A 23,827-nucleotide genomic window follows, 5' to 3' on the forward strand; every position below is an offset into this window, starting at 1 on the left:
AATTATCGTGAAAGCAGTTCTGAACGGCACCGTCATCGCACAGGCCAACGAGGCCGACCTCGTCCGCATCGAAGGCAACTGGTATTTCCCGCCGGCGAGCGTGAACAGTGAGCACCTGGTGGCGAGCGACACACCGTACACGTGCCCGTGGAAGGGCGAGTGCCAGTACTTCAGCGTCAAGAACGGCGACGGCCTGCTGCAGGACCGTGCGTGGAGCTACCCGACCCCGTACCCGAGTTCGTTCGACCGGGTCGGCAAGGACTACAGCAACTACGTGGCGTTCTGGAAGGACGTCCAGGTCGTCGACGACTGATCGCCGCCTCGCGCCCCGGCCGGCCGCGCCCGGCCGGGCCTTCCCGCCTCGCGCGGTTGAGCCCGGGAAAAGTGCGCGGATTCTGCCGAATCGGCGGACTTTTCCCGGACTCGACGTCTAGGGCGTAGCGGATGCGCGAGCCCGATGGGCGCGCACCTTCGAGCGGTTGCCGCAGCGCTGCATCGAACACCAGCGGCGGTTGGCGCTGCGGGAGGTGTCGAGATAGATGTAGGCGCAGTCGTCGGCGGAACATTCCCGGATGCGGCCGCCGGCTTCCGGGCCGAACAACCGGACGGCGTCGCGCGCGATGGTCGAGAGCGCCTGGGTCGGACGCGCGTTGCTGCGCCCGGCCTGCCGCGACCCTCCGCCGAGCGACGGCGGAATGTCCGGGGTCGCCGCGAAGAGGTTCACCGTGTCGATCTCGTCTGCGGGGAGCGCCGCGTCGCCCCGAGCCGCGAGCGCGAGCCGGGTGATCGCGTCGCGGAGGGCGCGCGCATCCGTGAGTTCGCGGGGGCCAGCGCTCGGCGCCACCTCCGGGAACCGGTCGACGAGCCACTCGGAGAGATCGGCCGCGGTGAGCAGGGTCTCCCTGGGGGTTCGCGTGTGCGCGGTCGCACCGGATCGCCCATCGCCGGAGCCGAGGTCGCCGGTGCAGGCGAAATCGAGGGCCAGCGAGCCCGAGTCGAACCACCAGTGCAATCCGTCGTCGGAGTCCATCCATTGCCCGGTAGCCCGGGGGAGTATCGCCTGCGTCGCCACGTAACCAAAGTATCCGGTTACAGTGTCCCCCTCGTACACCTGCGACACGTGCCCACGCGGCCGATCCCGCTCACCGCACGTGTTCCGTCTCACCGCACGTGTTCTACCTCGTGCGGCGAGACGTAACCAGTGCGAGAGGCACCCACCCGTCCGACCCGAGCGCGGTCGGACAGAACGCGGGCGCTCGCCGCCCGGCTCAGTCCGCGATCTCGCGCGCCGCAGAGGCTGCCATGCGCCGCTGCGCCGTCGTGACCTCCCGGTGCTGCCAGCTGATCAGGTTGGCCGCGTCGAACCGCCGCGAGCAAGCGCCGCACGCCAGCGCACGGGAGGGCTTGCGGTACCGGTAGTGCGTGTGCCCCTTGGGGCACGTGCCCACCCAGGGAGCGAGGTCGTCGGCGATCGCGCCGCCGTGCAGCCGCTTGCCCTCGTAACCGAGGCCGACGGCGATGTTCCTCCACCGGGGACCGTGCCCGGCCCGCGAACCGGCCATTGCGTGCGCGACCTCGTGCAGAAGGATCTGGTGGATCTCGTCGTCGTCGTACCGCGAGGCGAGGTAGCGCGAGACCGTGATCCGTTTGGCCGTGTAGTTGCACAGCCCAGCGCGGGTCTTCGCATTGTCGAAGTCGAACGACCACACGGCAGGGTCGAGGTGGAGCACGATGAGGGCGTTGGCCCAGCGGCGCACGCGGTCGAGATCGGCCATCAGCGGCGCCCGGGCGGCTGAAGTCCGACGTTTGGCAAGCTCTCCCCCGAAGCGGGTGCCGGTGCCGAGGGGATCGGCGAGGCGGGCCACGACCCCGTGCGGGACCGCTCCGTATGGCCAGCCCGCACTTTCATGACCCGAATCCTACGCGAGGCCGCTGACGCGCATCCAGATCAATCCACAGCATTTCCGGGCTCACCGGACTCACCGGGCCGCTCGCCCCCGGCACCGCGCTCCTCGCCACGCACACCACGCTGCTCGTCGAGGAATGACTCGGCGACGGCCACCGCGATGAGCGAGCTCTCGAGGTCGGCCTTGGATGCGCCCAGCTTCTCGCGCAGGAACACCGCCGCCGTGAAGTCCGCGAGTGCCGCCGCGTAGTCCTTCTGGTCGAAGTACGTCTTGCCGCGGTTCTGCACCGCGAACCCTTCGAGTGCGGTCCACTCGTGGGTCCTCGCCTCGTCCACGCACCCGGACAGCTCGGTCACGGCTTCGTCGAGCTTGCCCTGGAATTGCAGCACTTGGGCGCGGCGGATGCGCGCGCCGAGCACCTGCTCCCGGTCACCGGTGAATCGTGCCTGCCGCAGGGCTTCGTTGGCCACCTGCCACGCTTCGTCGAGCCGGCCGACCAGCCGCAGCAGAACGACTTTCTCGTTCAGCGCGCTGAGGCTCCGGAGTTCGCCCAGTTCATCGAGACGTGCCCCCGCCGCGAGCAGGTCGACGCGCTCGCGCAGGGTAGAGGGGTCGTAACCGAGGATGATGCTCAGGATGCTGCTCCAGACCGTGTGACCGTTCCAGACTAACCCGGTCGATTGTTTCCGACGGCAGGCACGAGGGTGACCGCGATCAGTTTGTCGTCGCCGGTGCGCGGGGTGCCGCGTCCGTCGGTGTTGTTGGTGAGCATCCACAGCCCGTCGGCGACGGCGACGACGGCGCGCAGCCGGCCGAACGTCCCGACGAAGAACGGCGCGACAGTGACGGGCCCGTGGCCGTCGGTCGACCAGATCGCCCAGAGGCGTTCACCGCGCAGGCCGGCCATGAAGATGGTGTCCCCGACGATCGCGATGCCGCTCGGGCTGGCCTGGTCGGTGTGCCACTGGTACACGGGGTCGACGAACCGGGAGTCGTGGGCGGTGCCCTCGACGACGGGCCACCCGTAGTCCGCACCGGGTTTGATGATGTTGAGCTCGTCCCAGGTGTTCTCCCCGAACTCGCTCGCCCACATGGTGCCGTGGGAGTCCCAGGCGAGGCCCTGCACATTGCGGTGCCCGTACGAGTAGACGGGGGAACCCGGGAACGGGTTGTCGGCCGGGATGTCGCCGTCGCGCGTGATCCGCAGGATCTTGCCGCCGAGGGACGAGAGGTTCTGGGCGTTGGCGCCGTTTGTCGCGTCCCCGGTGCTGATGTACAGCATCCCGTCCGGTCCGAACGCGAGCCGTCCACCGTCGTGGTTCGACGCCTTGGGGATCCCGATGATCACCTTCTGGGGTTCGCCGAGGCTGTAGCGGCCGCTCACGCCGTTGAGCGGCATCCGGATGACGCGGTTGTCCGTGCTGGTCGTCAGGTAGACGTACAGCCAGCTGAAGGCGGACGCCGGTTGTTCGGGCACGGCGAGACCGAGGAGTCCGCCTTCGCCGCCGGATGCGACACCCGGCACGGGTCCGAGGGTTCGGAGCCTCCCGTCGGGCAGTCGCTCGAGGACCGTCGCCGTGTCGCGCTCGCTGATGAGCGCGGACCCGCTGGGGAGCGGAACGACCGACCACGGCACCTGGAGCCCCGTCTCGAGCACCGACGTGCTCTTCGGCTGCCACGGGATGGTGTCCCCGGTCGACGGCGGACGTGTCGCTGTCGCCGAGGAGCCGGCTGTCCGCGTCGGCGAACCGGTGCTCGGGGGCAACGGGGTGATGAGCGTGCATCCGGCCAGCAGTGCTGCGGCCGACGCGACGGCGACGGCCATGACGAAGCGGGCGCGTCGCCGTCTCGCCCTTCCCGGCGACCGGTCGCGCCCTTCCGGCGTCACCGCTCCAACCCCCATGTCCCTTCCAGTGTGCAGGTTCGCCGCGCACGGCGCTATGCCCGCCGCCGTTCCGACGCGACAATGGGGAACGTGAATCGTTCGATCGACCTGAACAGCGACCTGGGCGAGTCTTTCGGGGCGTGGCGCATGGGGGATGACGACGCGATGCTCGGCGTCGTCTCGAGTGCGAACATCGCGTGCGGTTTCCACGCGGGGGATGCATCCGTCATGCTCGCGGCGTGCACCACGGCCGCCCGCAACGGGGTCGCGGTGGGCGCCCACGTGTCGTATCGCGATCTCGCGGGCTTCGGGCGCAGGGCGATGGACGTCCCGTCGGCCGAGCTCTCCGCCGACGTGCTCTACCAGCTCGCTGCCCTCGACGGCATCGCCAGGGTCGCTGGGACCCGCGTCGCCTATGTCAAGCCGCACGGCGCTCTGTACAACCGGATCGTCTCCGACGACGTGCAGGCGGATGCCGTCGCCCGCGCGGTCGCGGATTTCGACCCGCGCCTTCCCCTGCTGGGCCTCGCCGGGTCGTCGATCTCCGCCAGGGCACGCGAGCGCGATCTCGCCTTCGTGAACGAGGCTTTCGTCGACCGCGGGTACCTCACAGACGGCTCGCTCGTTCCGCGCGGCCGGCCAGGGGACCTGCTCTCCGGCGACGAGGCGATCGCCGCCCGCGCCGTGGAGCTCGTCGTGTCGGGTCGTGTCGCAGCAGCCGACGGCACCGTCATCGACGTGCAGGTCGACTCGCTCTGCGTGCACGGCGACACCCCGGGAGCCGTCGGGATGGCGCGGGCCGTGCGGTCGGCGCTGACCGCTGCGGGCATCCGGATCGAGGCGTTCACGCGATGAACGGAGCGGTGTCGGGCGCACGGACCTCCGCCAGGCGCGTGCTTCCGCTCGGCGACCGCGGGTTCCTGCTCGAACTGGACACCCTCGATGACGTGATCGCCCTCTATGCCGCGCTGGTTGCGTCCCGGCCGCCCGGTGTCGTCGACCTGGTGCCCGCAGCGCGAACGATCGGGGTCACGGTCGATCCCTCGGTGCTCCTTCTCTCTGTCGCCATGGCGTGGGCTGCCCAGACGGCACCGGCAGACCTCAGGGGAGCCGCGGCCGACACGGTCGAGCTCGCTGTCCGTTACGACGGCGCGGACCTCGACGACGTCGCCGGCCTCCTCGGCGTGACGGCGGCCGACGTGATCGCGCTGCACACGGCATCCGACTGGCGCGTCGCCTTCTGCGGGTTCGCCCCGGGTTTCGCCTACCTGGTGACAGACCACGACCGGCTGCGGGTGCCGCGGCGTGCGAGCCCGCGCCCGTCGGTCCCCGCGGGGTCGGTCGGGCTGGCGGGTGAGTTCAGCGGCGTCTATCCGCGGTCCAGCCCAGGTGGCTGGCAGCTGATCGGGTCGACGGATGCTGCGTTGTGGGATCCGTCGGCCTCGCCTCCTGCGCTGCTCGCCCCTGGCACGCGGGTGCGGTTCGTGGAGGAACGGTGACCGGGATGCTGGAGGTGCTGGAGGCCGGACCTCTGACGCTCGTCGAGGACCTCGGCCGCCCGGGGAACGCCCACCTCGGTGTCACGTCGAGTGGCGCCCTCGACCGCGGAGCACTGCGCCTCGCCAACCGGCTCGTGGGAAACGACGAGGAGGCCGCAGGACTGGAGATCCTGTTTGGCGGCTTCACGGCCCGGTTCTCGGCGGCCACCTGGTTCGCGGTCGTGGGAGCTCGCGGCGACCTCGCGCTCGACGGCGCGGCGATCGACCCGGACCTCGCCACGGCGGCGCGAGCGGGTTCCGTGCTGCGGATCGGCTCGGCCGTCCGCGGCGTGCGCTTCTACCTGGCGGTGCGCGGCGGCGTCTCCGTGGACGCGGTGCTCGGCTCCCGGTCGACCGATCTGATCTCGTCGCTGGGCCCCCCGCCCGTCGTGTCGGGCGACAGGCTTCCGCTCGGCGAGGAACCCGGCCGCCCGGTCCCCCTCCTCGATTTCGTCCCGGTCGTGCCACCGGACGACGCGCTCGTCACCGTGCGCGCGCATCCGGGACCCCGTGCCGACTGGTTCACCCACGACGCGATCGACGCGTTCTTCGACCGGGAGTGGTCGGTGAGCGCGGCCTCCAACCGCATCGGAACGCGGCTCGAGCTCGTGCGGGGCCCGGCCCATGTCGCCGGGCGGCCATCCGAACCATCGATCGTGCTCGAACGGCGCATCGACGGTGAGTTGCCGAGCGAACCCATGGTGGCTGGGGCGGTGCAGGTCTCGCCCGACGGCCTGCCGACGGTGCTGCTCGCCGACCATCCGGTGACCGGCGGATACCCCGTCATCGCGGTCGTCGCCGAACGCTCGCTCGACCTGTTCGCGCAGTTGCGGCCCGGCCAGCGCATCCAGTTCCGCCACGCGTGACGCCCGTCGCCGCGCGATCGGGCATCTGCTGTCGCGTCACGCCGCCGCAAGCGGCACAAGGTGGCCGATCGCGGCCACGCGTGCGCGTCAGTCGCGGCGCGTGCCCGTCTGGAAGATGCTGCGCGCCGGCGGCGGGGACGGCACGCTGGTCGCATCCGTGACCACGGACGCTCCGGCGGCGAAGGCCGTGAGCTCGGCGCCGGCGACAGCCTTGGCGGGATGCGGGCCGCTCGCGAGCAGGCGCGGCAGCCAGTCCATGGGCAGCGGCGCGTTCGACCCGACGAGCACGACGTTGCCGAAGCGGCGGCCCTTGAGCACCTGCGTCTCGGCCAGCGCCGCCACATTCTGCACGGCAGCGCTCAGCGTCGCGACCTGGCTGCGCGCGAACGCGAGCGGCGGCCCGTCAGCGACGTTCACGAGAACGATGCCGTCCGGCGCGAGAAGCTCGACCGCCGAGCTGTAGAACTCGAGGCTGGTGACGTGCGCAGGAGTGCGGGCACCGCTGAAGATGTCGATCACCAGCAGGTCCACCGAACCCCGCAGTCCGGCCGGAAACTTGGCGACGACTTCGCGGGCGTCGCCGTGCCGCACCCGGATCTGGGCGTACCGCGGCAGCGGAAGGTGCTCGCGAACCAGGTCGACCAGGTTGCTCTCGAGCTCGACGACCTGCTGCCGCGAGCCCGGGCGGGTGTACGCGATGTACCGGGGGAGCGTCAGCGCACCCGCGCCGAGGTGCACGGCGGTGATCGGCTGTCCGGGTTCGCCGATCAGATCGATGACGTTGCCCATCCGCTGGACGTATTCGAAGAAGAGCTGGCTGGGGTCGTCGAGGTTGACGTGCGACTGCGGAGTCCCGTCGACGACGAGTTGATAGGAGCCCGGCACGAACCGGTCCGCTTCGATGACCGCCCGGTAGCCGCTCTCCTTGAGGGTCACAGAGGGGTTCTCGGGCACGAGTCCACCCTAGTTCCACCCGCGCTGGAGCTGTGGCGATCGCATGCGATCGGGCGACGCCAGCGCCGAGCGAGCCGCGCTCGCGAGGTAGACCCCTGGCGTAACGATCTCCACCCGGACCTCCACCCACGGATGGTGCCCCGGAGACCCGACCAACGCCACGCTGGAACCATGACACTCCAGGCCATCGGAAACGTACTCCTCATCGTCGTCCTCATCGGCTGGATGGGCTTCCGCCAGCTCTCCTGGCGGCCGGTCTCCATCGCCCGCATGTGGCGGCTGCCCCTGATCATGGCGGTCGTCGGCGTGGCACTGCTGGCGCGGACGACGGATGCGACCGCCATCACGCCCCTCGACCTCGCCGTGCTGCTGGTGGAGATCGGCGTCTCGCTCGGGATCGGCGCGTGGATGGGCGCCATCGCGGTGTTCCGTCCGCTGAGTCGCCCGCAAGACGATCCCCGCGCGAGCGCAGCCCGCCCGGCGCTGGCGTCGCGGGATCGCGATGCGATCCTCCAGAGCTCCAGCGTGGAATCCCGCACCGGTTGGTGGGGCCTCGCCCTCTGGGTGCTGGTCATCGTCATCCGTGTCGGCGTCGACGTGCTCGCCGCCCAGGCGGGCTCCCACCTGGCCGCCTCGACCGGCATCATCGTGCTTCTGGTGGCCGCGAACCGTGCAGCGCGAACCGCCGTGTTCGCCTACCGTCTCGATCGGATGCCCGCTGTCGCAGCATGATGGTCTCGTGACGGATACAGTGAGGCAGCCGACCTGGCTGAGCTTCGGGCTCAACCTGTTCGGCATCCTCGTCGTCACCTATTCCATCCTGACCACGCACACCGCGACCAGGCCGACCTGGGTCCTGGTGCTCGGGCTGGCAGCGCTCGCCGCGTGGCTGGTGCGTCTGATCCTGGCTTTCCGGTCCGTCCCGTCGGCGGTCGGCCTGGTGCTCGCGATGGTGATGGCGTTCGCCGGGTCCGTGGTCGCGGCCGCGACGAACGGCATCGGGATCGTGCCTGTCGTGGTGGCGGTGATGATGGTGGTCGCAGACCCGGCGCGGCCGATCCTCGTCGGGCTCGGAATCGCTTTCATCAGCGTCGTCCTCGTCGCGATCGGCTCCGTCCCGTTCGGCACACCGCTCCTCACCGTGCTCGCCCTGATCGGTGGAATCGCGGTCGCCGTCCTGGTCGGCATCAGCCGCCGCCAGTTCCGCGAGTCGGAGGCGCAGGCCGAACTTCTGCGAGAACGCGAGCTCACCCTGCGCGAAGAGAAGGCGCAGATCGAGCTGCTCGCCCAGCGGCAGAGCGTCGCCCGCGACATCCACGACGTGCTCGCCCACAGCCTGGGCGGCCTCGTCATCCAGCTCGATGCCGTGGAGGCGCTGCTGGAGTCGGGCGATCTCGATGGCGCGCGGTCGCGTGTCTCCGACGCTCGCGCGCTCGCCGCATCCGGTCTGGGGGAGGCCCGCCGTGCCGTCGGTGCGCTCCGCGATCCGGATGCGCACCCGGCCGAGCAGGATCCGTCGCAGCGAGCGGATGGCGCCTCCTTCGACGCCGCGATCTCCGATCTGCTCGCCGCCCACCGCTCTCTCGGCGGCGCGGTCGAATTGACAACGACGGGATCCCCGCGCCCGCTCGGTCCCGACCTGGCCGCCGCCCTGCAGCGCGCGCTCCAGGAGGCGCTGAGCAACGCCCGAAAGCACGCGCCGGGGGAGCCGGTCGAGGCGTTGCTCGCCTGGTCGGACGACGACGTGCGGCTCACCGTGTCGAACCCGCTGGGCGACGACCCGGATCGTGCGTCCGACGGCGGTGCCGGGATGCTCGCCCGGTCGGGCGGAAACCGCGGATTGCAAGGGATGCGCGAACGATTCGCCGCCCTCCCCAACGGTGGCCGCGCGACGGCCGGGGTCGACGCCGGCCGCTTCATCGTGACGGTGGAGGCGAGCCTCTCGTGAGCGGCGGCTCGCAGCAGTCACCGGACACCATCCGCGTGCTTGTCGCCGACGACCAGGCGATCATCCGCGACGGGCTCGTGACCGTGCTGTCCCTCCTGCCCGACGTCGAGGTCGTCGGTGAAGCCGCCGACGGCGAAGAGGCGGTCCGCCTCGCCGTCGAGGCGCGGCCGGACGTCGTGCTCATGGATCTCCGGATGCCGGTGCTCGACGGAGTGGGTGCGACCGAGCGGATCGTGCGGGAGGCACCGGGGTCGGCGATCCTCGTGCTGACCACCTTCGCCGACGACGACTCGATCCTCGGCGCCCTGCGCGCGGGAGCGAAGGGCTACCTGACGAAGGACGCGGGCCGCGCTGAGGTGGCGGCCGCCATCCGCGCTGTCGCCCGCGGGCAGTCGACGTTCGCTCCCGCGGTGGGCGCGCTGCTCGTGAGCTCGCTGACCGGAACGGCGCCGTCCGCGTCGGTAGGCGGCGACCCTGCGTCGGCGGAAGGGCTGCTCGCCCGTTTTCCGGCCCTCACGCGTCGCGAGGCCGAGGTCCTCGCCTTGATCGCGGAAGGTCTCAGCAACGGCGAGATCGCCGCCCGCCTGTTCGTCAGCGTCGCGACCGTGAAAACGCACATCAACGCGATCTTCGCCAAAATCGCCGTGCGCGACCGGGCCCAGGCGATCGCTCTCGTGCGCTCCTGAAACCGGGCGGATCCGCGGGAATACAGGGATGCGCGGGGTGTTACATCAAGTACGCGCCTGGGGTTATACCGGAGAATCGACACCCGGTCAAGAATTAAGTGGACACGGCGCGTCAAATTGACATATAGTTGTTCTTTGCGCTCCCAGACGGAAATCTGCCTTCATATTGCGGTCGGCTCTGCATTTTCTGCGTGTGCCCGGGCTTGTCACGACAGGTCAGATATCGGCACCAGCATACAGATGTCCTGGGAGTACTCGTCCACAACATCACACACCTGACCGACAGTAACTGAGGCCCGACGGGGCCCACGGAGGTTATTTCCTTGGCTGCTGCGCGCAACGCAACCACCACGAATTCATCACCCAAGAACGGACGAAACGCATCTCGTCTCTCGTTCGCAAAGATCACAGACACCCTGACTGTCCCGGACCTGCTGGCACTGCAGACCGAGAGCTTCGACTGGCTCGTCGGAAACGACGCGTGGAAGGCGCGCGTCGCCGAAGCTGAGGCGCAGGGTCGACAGGATCTGCCCAGCCACACCGGTCTCGAGGAGATCTTCGAAGAGATCTCCCCGATCGAAGACCTCGGCGAGACCATGCAGCTCTCGTTCACGAACCCCTTCCTCGAAGAGAAGAAGTACTCGATCGACGAGTGCAAGGAGAAGGGCAAGACCTACTCCGCTCCTCTCTATGTCGAGGCCGAGTTCATGAACCACCTCACCGGTGAGATCAAGACGCAGACCGTCTTCATGGGCGACTTCCCCCTCATGACCGAGAAGGGCACCTTCGTCATCAACGGCACCGAGCGTGTCGTCGTGTCGCAGCTCGTGCGCTCCCCCGGCGTGTACTTCGAGCGTGCGCAGGAGAAGACGTCCGACAAGGACATCTACTCGGCGCGCGTCATCCCGAGCCGTGGTGCATGGCTCGAGTTCGAGATCGACAAGCGCGATCAGGTCGGTGTCCGCATCGACCGCAAGCGCAAGCAGTCGGTCACGGTCTTCCTGAAGGCCCTCGGCCTCAGCAGCGAAGAGATCCTCTCGGAGTTCAAGGGGTACCAGTCCATCGAGCTGACGCTCGAGAAGGACGCCATCCTCACCAAGGAGGAGGCCCTCAAGGACATCTACCGCAAGCTGCGCCCGGGCGAGCAGGTCGCCGCCGAGGCCGCGCGTGCGCTCCTCGACAACTTCTACTTCAACCCGAAGCGCTACGACCTGGCCAAGGTCGGTCGTTACAAGATCAACCGCAAGCTCGGTATCGACGCTCCGCTGTCCGACTCGGTGCTCACCGTCCAGGACATCATCGCCACGATCAAGTACCTGGTCGCCCTCCACGACAACCAGACGACGTTCAACGGCGTGCGTGACGGCAAGCCCGTCGAGATCCGTCTCGACGTCGACGACATCGACCACTTCGGCAACCGTCGCATCCGCGCTGTCGGCGAGCTCATCCAGAACCAGGTCCGCACCGGTCTCTCCCGCATGGAGCGCGTCGTCCGCGAGCGCATGACCACGCAGGACATCGAGGCGATCACCCCGCAGACCCTGATCAACGTGCGCCCCGTCGTCGCCGCGATCAAGGAGTTCTTCGGAACGAGCCAGCTGTCGCAGTTCATGGACCAGAACAACCCGCTCGCGGGCCTGACCCACAAGCGCCGCCTGTCGGCCCTCGGCCCCGGTGGTCTGTCGCGTGAGCGTGCAGGCGTCGAGGTCCGCGACGTCCACCCGTCGCACTACGGCCGCATGTGCCCGATCGAGACCCCGGAAGGCCCGAACATCGGCCTGATCGGTTCCCTCGCATCGTTCGCGCGGATCAACTCGTTCGGTTTCATCGAGACCCCCTACCGTCGCGTCGTCAACGGCAAGGTCACCGAGACCATCGACTACCTCACCGCGAGCGAAGAGGACGACTTCATCGTCGCCCAGGCGAACGCTCCGCTGACCGCCGACTCCCACTTCGCCGAGGACCGCGTCCTCGCGCGTAAGAAGGGCGGCGAGGTCGACCTGATCCCCGCCGACGAGATCGGCTACATGGATGTCTCCCCGCGCCAGATGGTGTCGGTCGCGACGTCGCTCATCCCCTTCCTCGAGCACGATGACGCGAACCGCGCGCTCATGGGTGCGAACATGCAGCGCCAGGCGGTGCCGCTCGTCCGCAGCGAGAGCCCGCTCGTCGGAACCGGTATGGAGGGCTACGCAGCCATCGACGCCGGTGACGTGCTCATCAACGACAAGGCCGGTGTGGTCTCCGAGGTGTCCGCGGACGCCGTGACCATCCAGCTCGACGAGGGTGGAACGCAGACCTACTACCTGCGCAAGTTCGACCGCTCCAACCAGGGCACGTCGTACAACCACCGCGTCATCGTCAACGAGGGCGAGCGGATCGAAGCCGGCGAGGTCATCGCCGACGGCCCCGCCACCGAGAACGGCGAGCTCGCGCTCGGCAAGAACCTGCTCGTCGCGTTCATGCCGTGGGAGGGCCACAACTTCGAAGACGCGATCATCCTCAGCCAGAACCTGGTGAAGGACGACGTGCTCTCCTCGATCCACATCGAGGAGTACGAGGTCGACGCCCGCGACACCAAGCTGGGTAAAGAAGAGATCACCCGCGACCTGCCGAACGTCAGCCCGGACCTCCTGGCCGACCTCGACGAGCGCGGAATCATCCGCATCGGCGCCGAGGTGCGCCCCGGCGACATCCTCGTCGGAAAGGTCACGCCGAAGGGCGAGACCGAGCTCTCGGCCGAGGAGCGCCTGCTCCGCGCGATCTTCAACGAGAAGAGCCGCGAGGTGCGCGACACCAGCCTCAAGGTGCCCCACGGTGAAGAGGGAACGATCATCGGCGTCAAGGTGTTCGACTCGCAGGACGGCGACGACGAGCTCGGCTCTGGCGTCAACCAGCGCGTCGTGGTCTTCATCGCCCAGCGCCGCAAGATCACCGAAGGTGACAAGCTCGCCGGCCGTCACGGCAACAAGGGCGTCATCTCGAAGATCCTGCCGGTCGAGGACATGCCGTTCCTCGCCGACGGAACTCCGGTCGACATCATCCTCAACCCGCTCGGCATCCCCGGTCGAATGAACTTCGGCCAGGTGCTGGAGACCCACCTCGGGTGGATCGCCAAGCAGGGCTGGGAGGTCAAGGGCAAGCCGAAGTGGGCCGCACGCCTTCCTGAGGCAGCGCACAGCGCCGCACCGAACACCAAGGTCGCGACCCCGGTGTTCGACGGTGCCGCCGAAGAGGAGATCGCGGGTCTGCTCGACTCGACGACTCCGACGCGCGACGGCGACCGCCTGATCGGTTCGTCGGGCAAGACGCAGCTCTTCGACGGCCGCTCCGGCGAGCCGTACCCGGAGCCCGTGTCGGTCGGCTACATGTACATCCTGAAGCTGCACCACCTGGTCGACGACAAGATCCACGCGCGTTCGACCGGACCGTACTCGATGATCACCCAGCAGCCGCTCGGTGGTAAGGCGCAGTTCGGTGGACAGCGTTTCGGTGAGATGGAGGTGTGGGCGCTCGAGGCATACGGTGCTGCGTACGCCCTGCAGGAGCTCCTGACCATCAAGTCGGATGACATCCTCGGCCGCGTCAAGGTCTACGAGGCCATCGTCAAGGGTGAGAACATCCAGGAGCCGGGCATCCCGGAGTCCTTCAAGGTCCTCATCAAGGAAATGCAGTCGCTCTGCCTGAACGTCGAGGTGCTCTCGGCCGACGGCACGGCGGTCAGCCTGCGCGACACGGACGACGAAGCGTTCCGTGCCGCTGAAGAGCTCGGCATCAACATTTCCTCCCGCTTCGAATCTTCGTCGATCGACGAGATCTAGAAGCCGGCCAAGACCCAACTGACGAAACACTTTTTCCAGGAGAGAAGGAAAATTGCTCGACGTAACAACTTTTGACGAGCTGCGCATTGGCCTGGCCACCGCCGACGACATCCGTCGCTGGTCGCATGGTGAGGTCAAGAAGCCCGAGACCATCAACTACCGCACCCTGAAGCCCGAGAAGGACGGTCTGTTCGGTGAGCAGATCTTCGGCCCGAGCCGTGACTGGGAATGCTCGTGCGGCAAGTACAAGCGTGTCCGCTTCAAGGGCATCGTGTGTGAGCGCTGTGGTGTCGAGGTGACGAAGTCGTCCGTGCGCCGTGAGCGCATGGGCCACATCGAGCTCGCCGCTCCCGTCACCCACATCTGGTACTTCAAGGGTGTCCCGAGCCGTCTCGGCTACCTGCTCGACATGGCTCCGAAGGACCTCGAGAAGGTCATCTACTTCGCCGCCTACATGGTGATCGAGGTCGACGAAGAGGGCCGTCACGCCGACATGCCCGGACTCGAGAACGAGCTCCGCCTCGAGATCAAGACCCTGTCGGACCAGCGCGACTCGCGCATCGCCGACCGCCTGCAGCGCCTCGAGGTCGACCTCGCCGCGCTGGAGGAGGAGGGTGCCAAGGCCGACCAGAAGCGTCGCGTCAAGGACACCGCCGAGAAGGAGATGGGCCAGATCCGCAAGGGCTACGACGAGGACATCGCTCGTCTGGAGCGCGTGTGGGACAGCTTCCGCAACCTCAAGGTGGGTGACCTCAAGCCCGAGGACGCCGACTTCAACGAGCTCATGGACCGCTTCGGTCTGTACTTCGAGGCCTACATGGGCGCTGAGGCGATCAAGCGTCGCCTGCTGGCGTTCGACCTGGCCGCAGAGGCCGAGCTGCTGCGCGACCAGATCGCCAACGGCAAGGGCCAGAAGAAGATCCGTGCGATCAAGCGCCTGCGCGTGGTCAGCTCGTTCCTCGCGACCGGCAACTCGCCTGCCGCGATGGTCCTCGACGTCGTCCCGGTGATCCCGCCGGAGCTGCGCCCGATGGTCCAGCTCGACGGTGGCCGTTTCGCCACCAGCGACCTGAACGACCTGTACCGCCGCGTCATCAACCGCAACAACCGCCTGCGTCGCCTGCTCGACCTCGGTGCTCCCGAGATCATCGTGAACAACGAGAAGCGCATGCTGCAGGAGGCCGTCGACGCACTGTTCGACAACGGCCGCCGCGGTCGTCCCGTCACCGGTACCGGCAACCGCGCCCTGAAGTCCCTGAGCGACATGCTCAAGGGAAAGCAGGGTCGTTTCCGCCAGAACCTGCTCGGAAAGCGCGTCGACTACTCGGGCCGTTCGGTCATCATCGTCGGTCCGCAGCTGAAGCTGCACCAGTGCGGTCTGCCCAAGCAGATGGCGCTGGAGCTGTTCAAGCCGTTCGTGATCAAGCGCCTGATCGACCTGAGCCACGCTCAGAACATCAAGGCCGCGAAGCGCATGGTCGAGCGCAGCCGTCCGCAGGTCTGGGACGTGCTCGAGGAGATCATCCGCGAGCGCCCCGTGCTGCTGAACCGCGCACCGACGCTGCACCGCCTCGGCATCCAGGCCTTCGAGCCGCAGCTCGTCGAGGGCAAGGCCATCCAGCTCCACCCGCTCGTGTGTGCGGCGTTCAACGCCGACTTCGACGGTGACCAGATGGCCGTGCACCTTCCGCTGTCGGTCGAGGCCCAGGCCGAGGCCCGCATCCTGATGCTCGCCTCGAACAACATCCTGAAGCCGTCGGACGGCCGCCCGGTGACCCTGCCCTCACAGGACATGATCATCGGTCTGCACCACCTGACCACGCTCAAGGAAGGCGCTGTCGGCGAAGGCCGCGCGTTCTCGTCCGTCGCCGAGGCGATCCTCGCGAAGGACCAGCACTCGCTCGACCTGAACGCCAAGGTCCGCATCCGTCTCAACGACTACGTTCCGAGCGACGCTGCAGACAAGGGCGTCGTCGGTGTGACGGCCATCGTCGAGACGACGCTGGGTCGCGCGCTGTTCAACGAGACCCTCCCGGCCGACTATCCCTATGTGGAAGAAGTGGCCGACAAGGGTGTCATCTCTGGCATCGTCAACGCCCTGGCGGAGCGGTACCCGAAGGTGGAGGTCGCAGCAGCACTCGACCGCATCAAGGACGCCGGCTTCTACTGGGCCACGCGTTCCGGTGTCACGGTGGCGCTGAGCGACATCCTGACCCCGCCGAACAAGCCGCAGATCGTGGCCGGCTACGAGAAGAAGGCCGCCAAGGTCACCGCCGAGTTCGAGAAGGGTCTCACGACCGACCTCGAGCGTCGTCAGGAACTGGTGAAGATCTGGACCGAAGCGACCAACGAGGTCGCCGAGGCCATGCGCGCCAACTTCCCGGCCGACAACACCATCAACCGTATGGTCACGTCGGGCGCCCGTGGTAACTGGCTGCAGGTCCGCAACATCGCCGGTATGCGTGGTCTGGTGAACAACCCGAAGGGTGAGATCATCCCTCGTCCGATCATCTCCTCGTACCGCGAGGGACTGTCGGTGGCGGAGTACTTCATCGCGACGCACGGTGCCCGCAAGGGTCTGGCCGACACGGCTCTCCGTACGGCCGACTCGGGGTACCTGACCCGTCGTCTCGTCGACGTGTCGCAGGATGTCATCATCCGTGAGGACGACTGCGGCACCACCAAGGGCCTCGATCTCCCGATCGCAGCCCCGGGTGCCGACGGCGTGCTCGTCCGCGACGCCAACGTCGAGAACTCGGTGTTCGCCCGTACCCTCGCCGCCGACGCTGTGTCCCCTGAGGGCACGGTCGTGGCGAAGGCCGGAGACGACGTCGGAGACGTGCTCATCGACAAGCTGGTCGCCGCAGGCGTCACCGACATCAAGGTGCGCTCCGTGCTCACCTGCGAGTCGGCCGTCGGTGTGTGTGCTGCCTGCTACGGCCGCTCGCTCGCGACCGGAAAGCTCGTCGACATCGGCGAGGCCGTCGGCATCATCGCGGCCCAGTCGATCGGTGAGCCGGGAACCCAGCTGACCATGCGTACGTTCCACACCGGTGGTTCCGCATCCGCTGACGACATCACGCAGGGTCTTCCCCGCGTGCAGGAGCTGTTCGAGGCCCGTACCCCCAAGGGTGCGTCCCCGATCGCCGAGGCCGCCGGACGCATCACCATCGAGGACACGGATCGCAGCCGTAAGGTCATCCTGACCCCGGACAGCGGCGACGAGGCTCACATCTACCCCGTGCTCAAGCGTTCGACCCTCCTCGTCGAGGACGGTCAGCACGTCGAGCTCGGCCAGCAGATCATCGTCGGCACCGTCGACCCGAAGGAAGTTCTTCGCGTCAAGGGCGTCCGTGAGGTGCAGAAGCACCTCGTCGGTGGTGTGCAGGGCGTCTACCGCTCGCAGGGTGTTCCGATCCACGACAAGCACATCGAGGTCATCGTGCGGCAGATGCTGCGCAAGGTCACCGTCGTCGAGCACGGCGACACCGACCTGCTGCCCGGTGAGCTCGTCGACCGGTCGAAGTACAACGAGCTGAACCGTGCCGCGCTCACCGCCGGCAAGAAGACGGCGTCCGCTCGCCAGGAGGTCATGGGTATCACCAAGGCCTCGCTCGCAACCGAGTCGTGGCTGTCGGCCGCGTCGTTCCAGGAGACCACCCGGGTTCTCACCCAGGCGGCCATGGAAGGCAAGTCCGACCCGCTGATCGGCCTCAAGGAGAACGTGATCATCGGAAAGCTGATCCCGGCCGGTACCGGTCTGGCTCGCTACCGCAACGTCACGGTCGAGGCGACCGAGGCGGCGAAGGCGGAGCGTTACCCGAACCGCATCTTCGCCGACGACTCGGCGTTCAGCGAGAACGACCTGAGCTTCGTCGACTTCGACAGCTTCAGCTCGGACGACTACACCCCCGGCACCTACAACTAAGGTTCCGTACGAGAAGGGCCCCCGACGCATCGCGTCGGGGGCCCTTCTCGTACTCCGTTTCCCCCTTTCCGCCGAGAATCGCCGTTCGCGCCGAGACTGCCCGTTCCACCGGGGCACCTCGGCGCGAACGGGTCATCTCGGCGCAAGTACGCTAGACAGCATGTGGCGCCAACTCCTCGAACACACCGACCAGCTCGGCCGCACCATGGTCGCCGTCGCAGGAACCCTGCTCGCGGTCGCGGTGGTGTCGTTCGTGTACGGGGTGGTCCGCGCATCCACCGGTTACGCATCCACCACCCTCCCGTTCTGGATCACGACGATGGTCTGCGCCGTGCTCGCCGGCCTGCTCGTCTACGGCGCGAGCCGCCGCGTCGACCAGAAGCACCGCTGAGCCCCGCCCCCAGTTCGGGGCGATCCGCGCATCGGTCTGACGGCCACATCCGCGAGCCCGCTCGCCTCCCGAGTCACACGCGTCCCACTACCCCCATATCGCGGGGCTGTTGTGCGTGTCGGCGCGGCGAATAAGGTGACAAAGCTCTACCCTCGCGAACCCGCCCGCACCCTGCCGAGACCCCGACCCGCTCGGCATCGTCCTTCTTAAGGAGGTACACGTGGCGTCCATGACAGAGATCCTGATCCTTCACGGCCATCTGCCCATCGAGTACCTCGACAGCGTGACCTCCGAGCCCGCCGCCGACGAGATCGCCGTTCACGACCTGCTCGCCCGCGGTGCGATCAGCGAAGTGCAGCTCGCCCGCGCCCGCGCGGCCCAGGCGAACGTGCCTTTCGTCGAACTGCTCGACTATCCCGTCGACCGCACCGCCGTCTCGCTCGTCAGCGGTGCGATCTGCCGACGGCACTCCGTGCTGCCGATCGCCCTCGAGAACGGCAGCGTCATACTGGCGATGGCCGACCCGGGCAACGTGTTCGCCATCGACGACGTGCGCGCCGCAGCGCACATGCAGGTGCAGCCGGCGGTCGCGGAGCGCAACGACCTGCTCGTAGCGATCGACCGCTACATCCGCGCCGACGACGAGCTGAGCGACCTCACCATCACGCTCGAAGAGGAGAACCAGCCCGAGGACACGGGCACGCTCAGCATCGGCGAGTCCGGCGACGACGACGCACCGATCGTGCGGTTCGTGAACCTTCTGGTCAGCCAGGCCATCCAGGACCACGCCTCCGACATCCACATCGAGCCCGCGGAGCACGACGTGAAGGTGCGGTACCGCATCGACGGCGTGCTCCACGCCATGCAGAGCGCGCCGAAGAGCATCCAGAACGGTGTCATCTCCCGCCTCAAGATCATGAGCGACATCGACATCGCCGAGCGGCGCAAGCCGCAGGACGGCCGCATGTCGGTCAACCACGGCGGGCGCCAGATCGACCTCCGTGTCGCGACCCTTCCCACCGTGTGGGGCGAGAAGGTCGTCATGCGTATCCTCGACAACTCGAACACGAGCCTCAACGTGCGCGACCTCGCACTGCTCGACTACAACTTCGAGGCATACAAGACCTCGTACTCCAAGCCGTACGGCATGATCCTGGTCACCGGCCCCACCGGTTCCGGCAAGTCCACGACGCTCTACACGACGCTCGGCGCCGTCGCGCGGCCCGAGATCAACGTGATCACCGTCGAGGACCCGGTCGAGTACCGCATGGCCGGCATCAACCAGGTGCAGGTCAACCCGAAGGCCGGTCTGACCTTCGCGAGCGCCCTTCGGTCCATCCTGCGAAGCGACCCGGATGTGGTGCTGCTGGGCGAGATCCGCGACCATGAGACCGCCCAGATCGCCATCGAGGCCTCGCTGACCGGCCACCTCGTGCTGTCGACCCTGCACACCAACGACGCCCCGAGCGCCGTCACCCGCCTCACCGAGATGGACATCGAACCGTTCCTCGTCGGTTCGGCACTGGACTGCGTAGTCGCCCAGCGGCTCGCGCGTCGCCTCTGCGAGCGCTGCAAGCAGCCCGCGCAGTACTCGGTCGAGGAGCTCGAGCGGCTGAAGTTCCGGGTCGACCGCGAGGCCGGGCTTCCGCAGGTGTTCGCGCCCGTCGGGTGCGCCAGCTGCTCGAACACCGGCTATCGCGGGCGCATCGCCGTCCACGAAGTGATGACGGTGACCGAGGAGATCGAGCGGCTCGCCGTCGCCCGCTCCTCGAGCGCCGAGATCGGCCGCGTCGCGCAGGAGCAGGGGATGCTCACCCTGCGCCAGGACGGCTGGGAGAAAGCCAAGCTCGGCCTCACCTCGGTCGAAGAGATCCTGCGGGTCGTCGCCTGATGCATCCGTCGAAGACAGTGCCTGACCCCAACCAGAGTAGGGAGATCGTATGAGCCAGCCGATCTACGAGATCCCGGTGACGCCACCGGGCTCGGACGCCGACGGATGGAAGCCCGGCGCCCCTGTGCCGCTGGCCGGATCCGAGTCGTCGCCCGCGCCTGCCGCTGCGGCGCCCTCGTTCGACTCGCTGCTCACGCCGCCTCCGGCGCCCGCCGGTGCACCGGTCGGCTCGGTGCCACCGGTGCAGGCGGTTCCGCCGCTTCAGTCGGCGCCCCCGCTTTCGCCGCCTGTCGGGTCGCCGTCGCAGGACCGGCCGCTGATCTCATCCCTTCTCCACGCCGTCCCGCCGGTCGAACCACCGGCGTTCCCCGCGTCCCAGCCCGCCTTCACGACCGCACCGGCGACTGCGCCCGCCGGGGAGTCGATCTTCCAGGCGCCCCCGCCCGCCACAGCCGACGCGTTCGCGCCGGTGCCTGCAGATCTCTTCGCGCCGCCCGCGCCAGCGGATGTCTTCGCTCCGCCGCCTTCGACCCCGGTGATCGCCGCGCCGCCGCCTTCGACCCCGGTGATCGCCGCGCCGCCGCCCCAGGATTCGCCGGTCATCGCGGCCCCGCCGCCGACCAACCCGCTGATCTCTGCGCCACCGCCGCAGGTCGCGTCGGCTCCGCTCGGGGAATTGCCGCCGCCCTCCGTCGCACCGATCGCCGCGCCGCCGGTCGCGACCGCTCCGCTCGGAGAGTTGGCGCCCCCCTCGACCGCTCCGGTCGATCACCTCCCGCGGCTCGTTCCTGAGGGTCGCCGGGCGGCCGAACAGACCGTCGTGGATGCTCCCACCGAACTGCGCGCTCCGCGGCCGACGGTCGTCGAGATCGACGAGACGCTCACCGAGGTCGAGCGCGACGCTCTGAAGCAAGCGGACCCCGACCTCGTCGCCGCCTTGCACGAGGTCGTCTTCCAGCGTGCTTCCGACCTTCATGTCACCGTGGGCTCCGCCCCGATGGTGCGTGTCGACGGCAGCCTCCGCCCGGTCGGCAGCGATGAGATCTGGGACAGTGCCCGCACCCGCGCGGCGCTCTCGAGCCTCCTCACTCCGCACCAGCAGGAGATCTTCGACCGCGAGCTCGAACTCGACTTCGCGTTCACGATCTCGGCGAACTCCCGTTTCCGCGTGAACCTGTACCAGCAGCGCGGCTCGATCGGTGCGGCCTTCCGTCTCATCCCGACCGAGATCAAGCAACTGAAGGAGCTGGGTGTCCCCGAGAGCGTCGGCGGCTTCTCCCAGCTTCCGCGTGGCCTCGTGCTCGTCACCGGGCCGACCGGTTCCGGCAAGTCCACGACTCTCGCTGCAATGATCGACCTGGTCAACAGCACCCGTGCGGACCACATCGTCACGGTCGAGGACCCGATCGAGTTCATGCACCGCCACAAGAAGTCGATCGTCAACCAGCGCGAGGTCGGCCACGACACGCACAGCTTCGGCGCCGCCCTCAAGCACGTTCTCCGCCAGGATCCCGACGTCATCCTCATCGGTGAGCTCCGGGACCTGGAGACGATCTCGGTCGCGCTGACTGCCGCAGAGACCGGTCACCTCGTCTTCGCCACACTGCACACGCAGGATGCGCCCCAGACCATCGACCGTGTCATCGACGTCTTCCCGCCGCACGCGCAGGACCAGGTGCGTGCCCAGCTCGCCGCGACCCTCCAGGGTGTCGTCTGCCAGACCCTCGTGAAGCGCGCGAACGGCCGCGGCCGCGTCGTCGCCACCGAGGTGCTCATGATGACCCCGGCCATCGCCAACCTCATCCGCGAGGGCAAGACCTACCAGATCGCCTCGATGATGCAGGCCGGCCGCGACTCCGGGATGCACACCATGGACCAGCACCTCGCCGACCTGGTGAACGCCGGACAGATCACCCGCAAGGCGGCCCTGGAGAAGGCGCACGACGTGGAGGGCATCAACCGGCTCATCCAACGTGTCGAATCGCCGACCGAAGCATCCGCCCGCGCCATCGCCGCGAGCGGTCCGGACTTCGGTGACAGCTACTCCGGGACGGTGAAGTGATGGCTTCCACGACCGCCTACGCGTACAAGGGACGCGACGCCGACGGCAAGATCGTCAAGGGTCGCGTCGACGCATCGGGGGAGTCGCAGGTCGCCGCCAGGCTGCGGACGATGGGTCTCTCACCGATCGCGATCGAGGAGGCACCCGAGGGCACCGGCCTCAACCGTGAACTCAGCCTGAGTTTCGGCAGCGGGGTGAAGCTGAAGGATCTGGCCATCATGAGCCGACAGATGGCGACCATGATCGGCGCGGGCCTGTCCCTGCTGCGCACTTTGAACATCCTCGCTGACCAGACGGAGAACAAGAAGCTCGCGCGCATCCTCGGCAACATCCGTGACGATGTCGAGACGGGTGTATCGATCTCGGACGCGATGCGCAAGCACGGCGACGCGTTCCCGCCTCTGATGGTGAACATGGTGCGCGCGGGTGAGACCGGCGGGTTCCTGGACAGCTCGCTCGAGTCGATCGCGACCAACTTCGAGAAGGAAGTCAAGCTTCGCGCGACGATCAAGTCCGCGCTCACCTACCCGGTGATCGTGCTCATCATGTCGCTCGTCGCCGTCACGGCGATGCTTCTGTTCATCGTCCCGGTGTTCGAGAACATGTTCGCCGGTCTCGGCGGCACCCTGCCTCTGCCCACGGAGATCCTCGTCATCCTCTCCCATCAGATGGTGTGGATCGCACCCCTGCTCATCGTGTCGATCATCGCCTTCGTCATCTGGTGGGGGAAGAACAAGAACAATGAGGGCGTGCGAAAGTTCGTCGACCCGTGGAAGCTTCGCCTCCCGGTCTTCGGCCCACTGATGAAGAAGATCGCCGTCGCGCGGTTCGCGCGCAACTTCTCGAACATGATCGGGGCGGGCGTACCCATCCTCCAGGCCCTTCAGATCGTCGGAGAGACAAGCGGCAACTGGGTGATCGAGAATGCCCTCGTGGAGGTCCGGGAGTCCGTGAGACAGGGCGAGACGATCGCCGGCCCCCTGACGACCCAGCCGGTGTTCCCGGCCATGGTCACCCAGATGATCGCGGTGGGTGAGGACTCAGGCTCGCTCGAGACGATGCTGGACAAGATCGCCGACTTCTATGAGCAGGAGGTCGAAGCGACGACCGAGCAGCTCACCGCGCTCATCGAACCGCTCATGATCGCCTTCCTGGGCGTCGTGGTCGGCGGCATGGTCGTCGCGCTCTACCTCCCCATTTTCCAGATCGCGACGCTCGTCAAATAACTGTCCCCAAAGCTGGGGGTATGTCGATAGTTGCCTCCCCACTACTGGGGTAGTAACTGAACGAAATACCCCCCACTCGTGGGATTCTGCCGAGAATCTGCTGGCAAATACCATCAAGCACCGGACGGAAACTCGCAACCGTTCGAACCGACCGAGAACCACCCGACCGAATGGACACTGCAATGTACTTCCGCACCATGGGCAAGCTGAACCGCCGCCGCCAGGGCCTCCTCGAAGAGGGCGAAAAGGGCTTCACCCTGATCGAGCTCCTCGTCGTGGTCATCATCATCGGCATCCTCGCCGCCATCGCCATCCCGGTGTACATCGGGATCCAGAACAACGCCAAGGACAGCGCCGTCAAGTCCGACGTTGCGAACGCGAAGACCGCTGTCGTCGCGTACCAGACCGACAAGAACGGTGCTCTTCCCGCCGACCTGACGGCTCTCTCCTCCTACGGCTACACGGTTCCCGCGGGCACCAACCCGAACTACGGCACGGTCGCTTCGCTGACCGTCGCGGGCTCGCCGGCCACCGGCTTCGCCGTCTGCGCCACCAGCGTGACGGGCAAGACGTTCGGCGCCAGCGACCTCTCCGGTGTCGCTGAAGGCACCTGCGCAGCTGGAGTCTTCACGCCCAAGCCGTAAGGCCGGCTCTCCAACCTGAGTGGGACACCATCCGGTGGTGTCCCACTCAGGTGCATCATCACCCGTGTCACCCGCACCAC

The 23,827-nt window shown here is 67.8% G+C and carries 19 protein-coding genes; 14 read left to right on the forward strand and 5 right to left on the reverse strand.

Going from position 1 to position 23,827, the window contains the following annotated elements:
* Positions 1-7: 7 nt before the first annotated feature.
* Entirely contained in the window at positions 8-313 is a 306-nt protein-coding gene (locus ACV7NN_RS14965) for a DUF427 domain-containing protein (RefSeq protein WP_463350367.1), read from the forward strand.
* A 117-nt stretch (positions 314-430) separates the two neighbouring features.
* Here the strand turns inward: ACV7NN_RS14965 and ACV7NN_RS14970 are convergent, their stop codons facing one another.
* The 4 genes from ACV7NN_RS14970 to ACV7NN_RS14985 all read right to left on the reverse strand — a co-directional run bounded on the left by ACV7NN_RS14970 (position 431) and on the right by ACV7NN_RS14985 (position 3,810).
* The gene (locus tag ACV7NN_RS14970) at positions 431-1,030 is read right to left on the reverse strand and encodes a CGNR zinc finger domain-containing protein (protein ID WP_463350368.1); all 600 of its coding nucleotides are present in this window, start codon (positions 1,028-1,030) and stop codon (positions 431-433) included.
* Positions 1,031-1,268: 238 nt separating this feature from the next.
* On the reverse strand, positions 1,269-1,775 hold the full coding sequence (locus tag ACV7NN_RS14975; protein ID WP_463350369.1) for a SprT-like domain-containing protein: 507 nt from the start codon (positions 1,773-1,775) through the stop codon (positions 1,269-1,271).
* Between the two features lie 173 nt (positions 1,776-1,948).
* On the reverse strand, positions 1,949-2,377 hold the full coding sequence (locus ACV7NN_RS14980) for a hypothetical protein (RefSeq protein ID WP_463350370.1): 429 nt from the start codon (positions 2,375-2,377) through the stop codon (positions 1,949-1,951).
* Positions 2,378-2,574: 197 nt separating this feature from the next.
* Positions 2,575-3,810 (reverse strand): PQQ-dependent sugar dehydrogenase, encoded by a 1,236-nt coding sequence (locus ACV7NN_RS14985; RefSeq protein ID WP_463350371.1) that lies wholly within the window; start codon positions 3,808-3,810, stop codon positions 2,575-2,577.
* 84 nt (positions 3,811-3,894) lie between these two features.
* Here ACV7NN_RS14985 and ACV7NN_RS14990 point away from each other — a divergent pair, with 84 nt between their 5' ends.
* Genes ACV7NN_RS14990 through ACV7NN_RS15000 form a run of 3 tightly spaced genes read left to right on the forward strand, consistent with a single transcriptional unit; the run spans position 3,895 to position 6,196 of the window.
* On the forward strand, positions 3,895-4,647 hold the full coding sequence (locus ACV7NN_RS14990; RefSeq protein WP_463351305.1) for a LamB/YcsF family protein: 753 nt from the start codon (positions 3,895-3,897) through the stop codon (positions 4,645-4,647).
* On the forward strand, positions 4,644-5,291 hold the full coding sequence (gene pxpB, locus ACV7NN_RS14995) for a 5-oxoprolinase subunit PxpB (protein WP_463350372.1): 648 nt from the start codon (positions 4,644-4,646) through the stop codon (positions 5,289-5,291). Before ACV7NN_RS14990 ends, pxpB begins: the two co-directional genes overlap by 4 nt.
* A 5-nt stretch (positions 5,292-5,296) precedes the next feature.
* On the forward strand, positions 5,297-6,196 hold the full coding sequence (locus tag ACV7NN_RS15000; protein ID WP_463351306.1) for a 5-oxoprolinase subunit C family protein: 900 nt from the start codon (positions 5,297-5,299) through the stop codon (positions 6,194-6,196).
* Between the two features lie 87 nt (positions 6,197-6,283).
* Here the strand turns inward: ACV7NN_RS15000 and ACV7NN_RS15005 are convergent, their stop codons facing one another.
* On the reverse strand, positions 6,284-7,150 hold the full coding sequence (locus ACV7NN_RS15005) for a spermidine synthase (protein ID WP_463350373.1): 867 nt from the start codon (positions 7,148-7,150) through the stop codon (positions 6,284-6,286).
* A gap of 171 nt (positions 7,151-7,321) precedes the next feature.
* Here ACV7NN_RS15005 and ACV7NN_RS15010 point away from each other — a divergent pair, with 171 nt between their 5' ends.
* The 10 genes from ACV7NN_RS15010 (at position 7,322) to ACV7NN_RS15055 (ending at position 23,747) form a co-directional block, all read left to right on the forward strand.
* Positions 7,322-7,882, forward strand: a complete 561-nt coding sequence (locus ACV7NN_RS15010) for a hypothetical protein (RefSeq protein ID WP_463350374.1) — start codon at positions 7,322-7,324, stop codon at positions 7,880-7,882.
* Positions 7,883-7,889: 7 nt separating this feature from the next.
* The gene (locus ACV7NN_RS15015) at positions 7,890-9,098 is read left to right on the forward strand and encodes a sensor histidine kinase (RefSeq protein ID WP_463350375.1); all 1,209 of its coding nucleotides are present in this window, start codon (positions 7,890-7,892) and stop codon (positions 9,096-9,098) included.
* Entirely contained in the window at positions 9,095-9,784 is a 690-nt protein-coding gene (locus ACV7NN_RS15020) for a response regulator (RefSeq protein WP_463350376.1), read from the forward strand. Before ACV7NN_RS15015 ends, ACV7NN_RS15020 begins: the two co-directional genes overlap by 4 nt.
* Positions 9,785-10,107: 323 nt before the next feature.
* Positions 10,108-13,605 (forward strand): DNA-directed RNA polymerase subunit beta, encoded by a 3,498-nt coding sequence (gene rpoB / locus ACV7NN_RS15025; protein ID WP_463350377.1) that lies wholly within the window; start codon positions 10,108-10,110, stop codon positions 13,603-13,605.
* A 52-nt stretch (positions 13,606-13,657) separates the two neighbouring features.
* The gene (locus ACV7NN_RS15030; RefSeq protein WP_463350378.1) at positions 13,658-17,533 is read left to right on the forward strand and encodes a DNA-directed RNA polymerase subunit beta'; all 3,876 of its coding nucleotides are present in this window, start codon (positions 13,658-13,660) and stop codon (positions 17,531-17,533) included.
* A gap of 160 nt (positions 17,534-17,693) precedes the next feature.
* Positions 17,694-17,924 (forward strand): hypothetical protein, encoded by a 231-nt coding sequence (locus tag ACV7NN_RS15035; protein WP_463350379.1) that lies wholly within the window; start codon positions 17,694-17,696, stop codon positions 17,922-17,924.
* Positions 17,925-18,144: 220 nt separating this feature from the next.
* A complete protein-coding gene (locus ACV7NN_RS15040; protein ID WP_463350380.1) occupies positions 18,145-19,815 on the forward strand; it encodes a GspE/PulE family protein in 1,671 nt (556 codons plus the stop codon).
* Between the two features lie 49 nt (positions 19,816-19,864).
* Complete coding sequence (locus ACV7NN_RS15045; protein WP_463350381.1) at positions 19,865-21,877, forward strand: type IV pilus twitching motility protein PilT; 2,013 nt, start codon at positions 19,865-19,867, stop codon at positions 21,875-21,877.
* Positions 21,877-23,103, forward strand: coding sequence for a type II secretion system F family protein (locus ACV7NN_RS15050; RefSeq protein WP_463350382.1), 1,227 nt, complete (start codon positions 21,877-21,879; stop codon positions 23,101-23,103). The genes ACV7NN_RS15045 and ACV7NN_RS15050 overlap by 1 nt, the downstream gene beginning before the upstream one ends.
* A 182-nt stretch (positions 23,104-23,285) precedes the next feature.
* Complete coding sequence (locus tag ACV7NN_RS15055; RefSeq protein WP_463350383.1) at positions 23,286-23,747, forward strand: type II secretion system protein; 462 nt, start codon at positions 23,286-23,288, stop codon at positions 23,745-23,747.
* The last annotated feature ends 80 nt before the right edge of the window (positions 23,748-23,827 follow it).

The sequence above is a fragment of the Leifsonia sp. Ger2509 genome (assembly GCF_055231915.1).

What these genes read in the sequence shown, in the direction of transcription:
- ACV7NN_RS14970 (WP_463350368.1), bottom strand. Translation starts at nt 1,030, where the DNA reads ATGGACTCCGACGACGGATTGCACTGGTGGTTCGACTCGGGCTCGCTG.
- ACV7NN_RS14975 (WP_463350369.1), bottom strand. Translation starts at nt 1,775, where the DNA reads ATGGCCGATCTCGACCGCGTGCGCCGCTGGGCCAACGCCCTCATCGTG.
- ACV7NN_RS14985 (WP_463350371.1), bottom strand. Translation starts at nt 3,810, where the DNA reads ATGGGGGTTGGAGCGGTGACGCCGGAAGGGCGCGACCGGTCGCCGGGA.
- pxpB (WP_463350372.1), top strand. Translation starts at nt 4,644, where the DNA reads ATGAACGGAGCGGTGTCGGGCGCACGGACCTCCGCCAGGCGCGTGCTT.
- ACV7NN_RS15000 (WP_463351306.1), top strand. Translation starts at nt 5,297, where the DNA reads ATGCTGGAGGTGCTGGAGGCCGGACCTCTGACGCTCGTCGAGGACCTC.
- ACV7NN_RS15010 (WP_463350374.1), top strand. Translation starts at nt 7,322, where the DNA reads ATGACACTCCAGGCCATCGGAAACGTACTCCTCATCGTCGTCCTCATC.
- ACV7NN_RS15035 (WP_463350379.1), top strand. Translation starts at nt 17,694, where the DNA reads ATGTGGCGCCAACTCCTCGAACACACCGACCAGCTCGGCCGCACCATG.
- ACV7NN_RS15045 (WP_463350381.1), top strand. Translation starts at nt 19,865, where the DNA reads ATGAGCCAGCCGATCTACGAGATCCCGGTGACGCCACCGGGCTCGGAC.
- ACV7NN_RS15050 (WP_463350382.1), top strand. Translation starts at nt 21,877, where the DNA reads ATGGCTTCCACGACCGCCTACGCGTACAAGGGACGCGACGCCGACGGC.
- ACV7NN_RS15055 (WP_463350383.1), top strand. Translation starts at nt 23,286, where the DNA reads ATGTACTTCCGCACCATGGGCAAGCTGAACCGCCGCCGCCAGGGCCTC.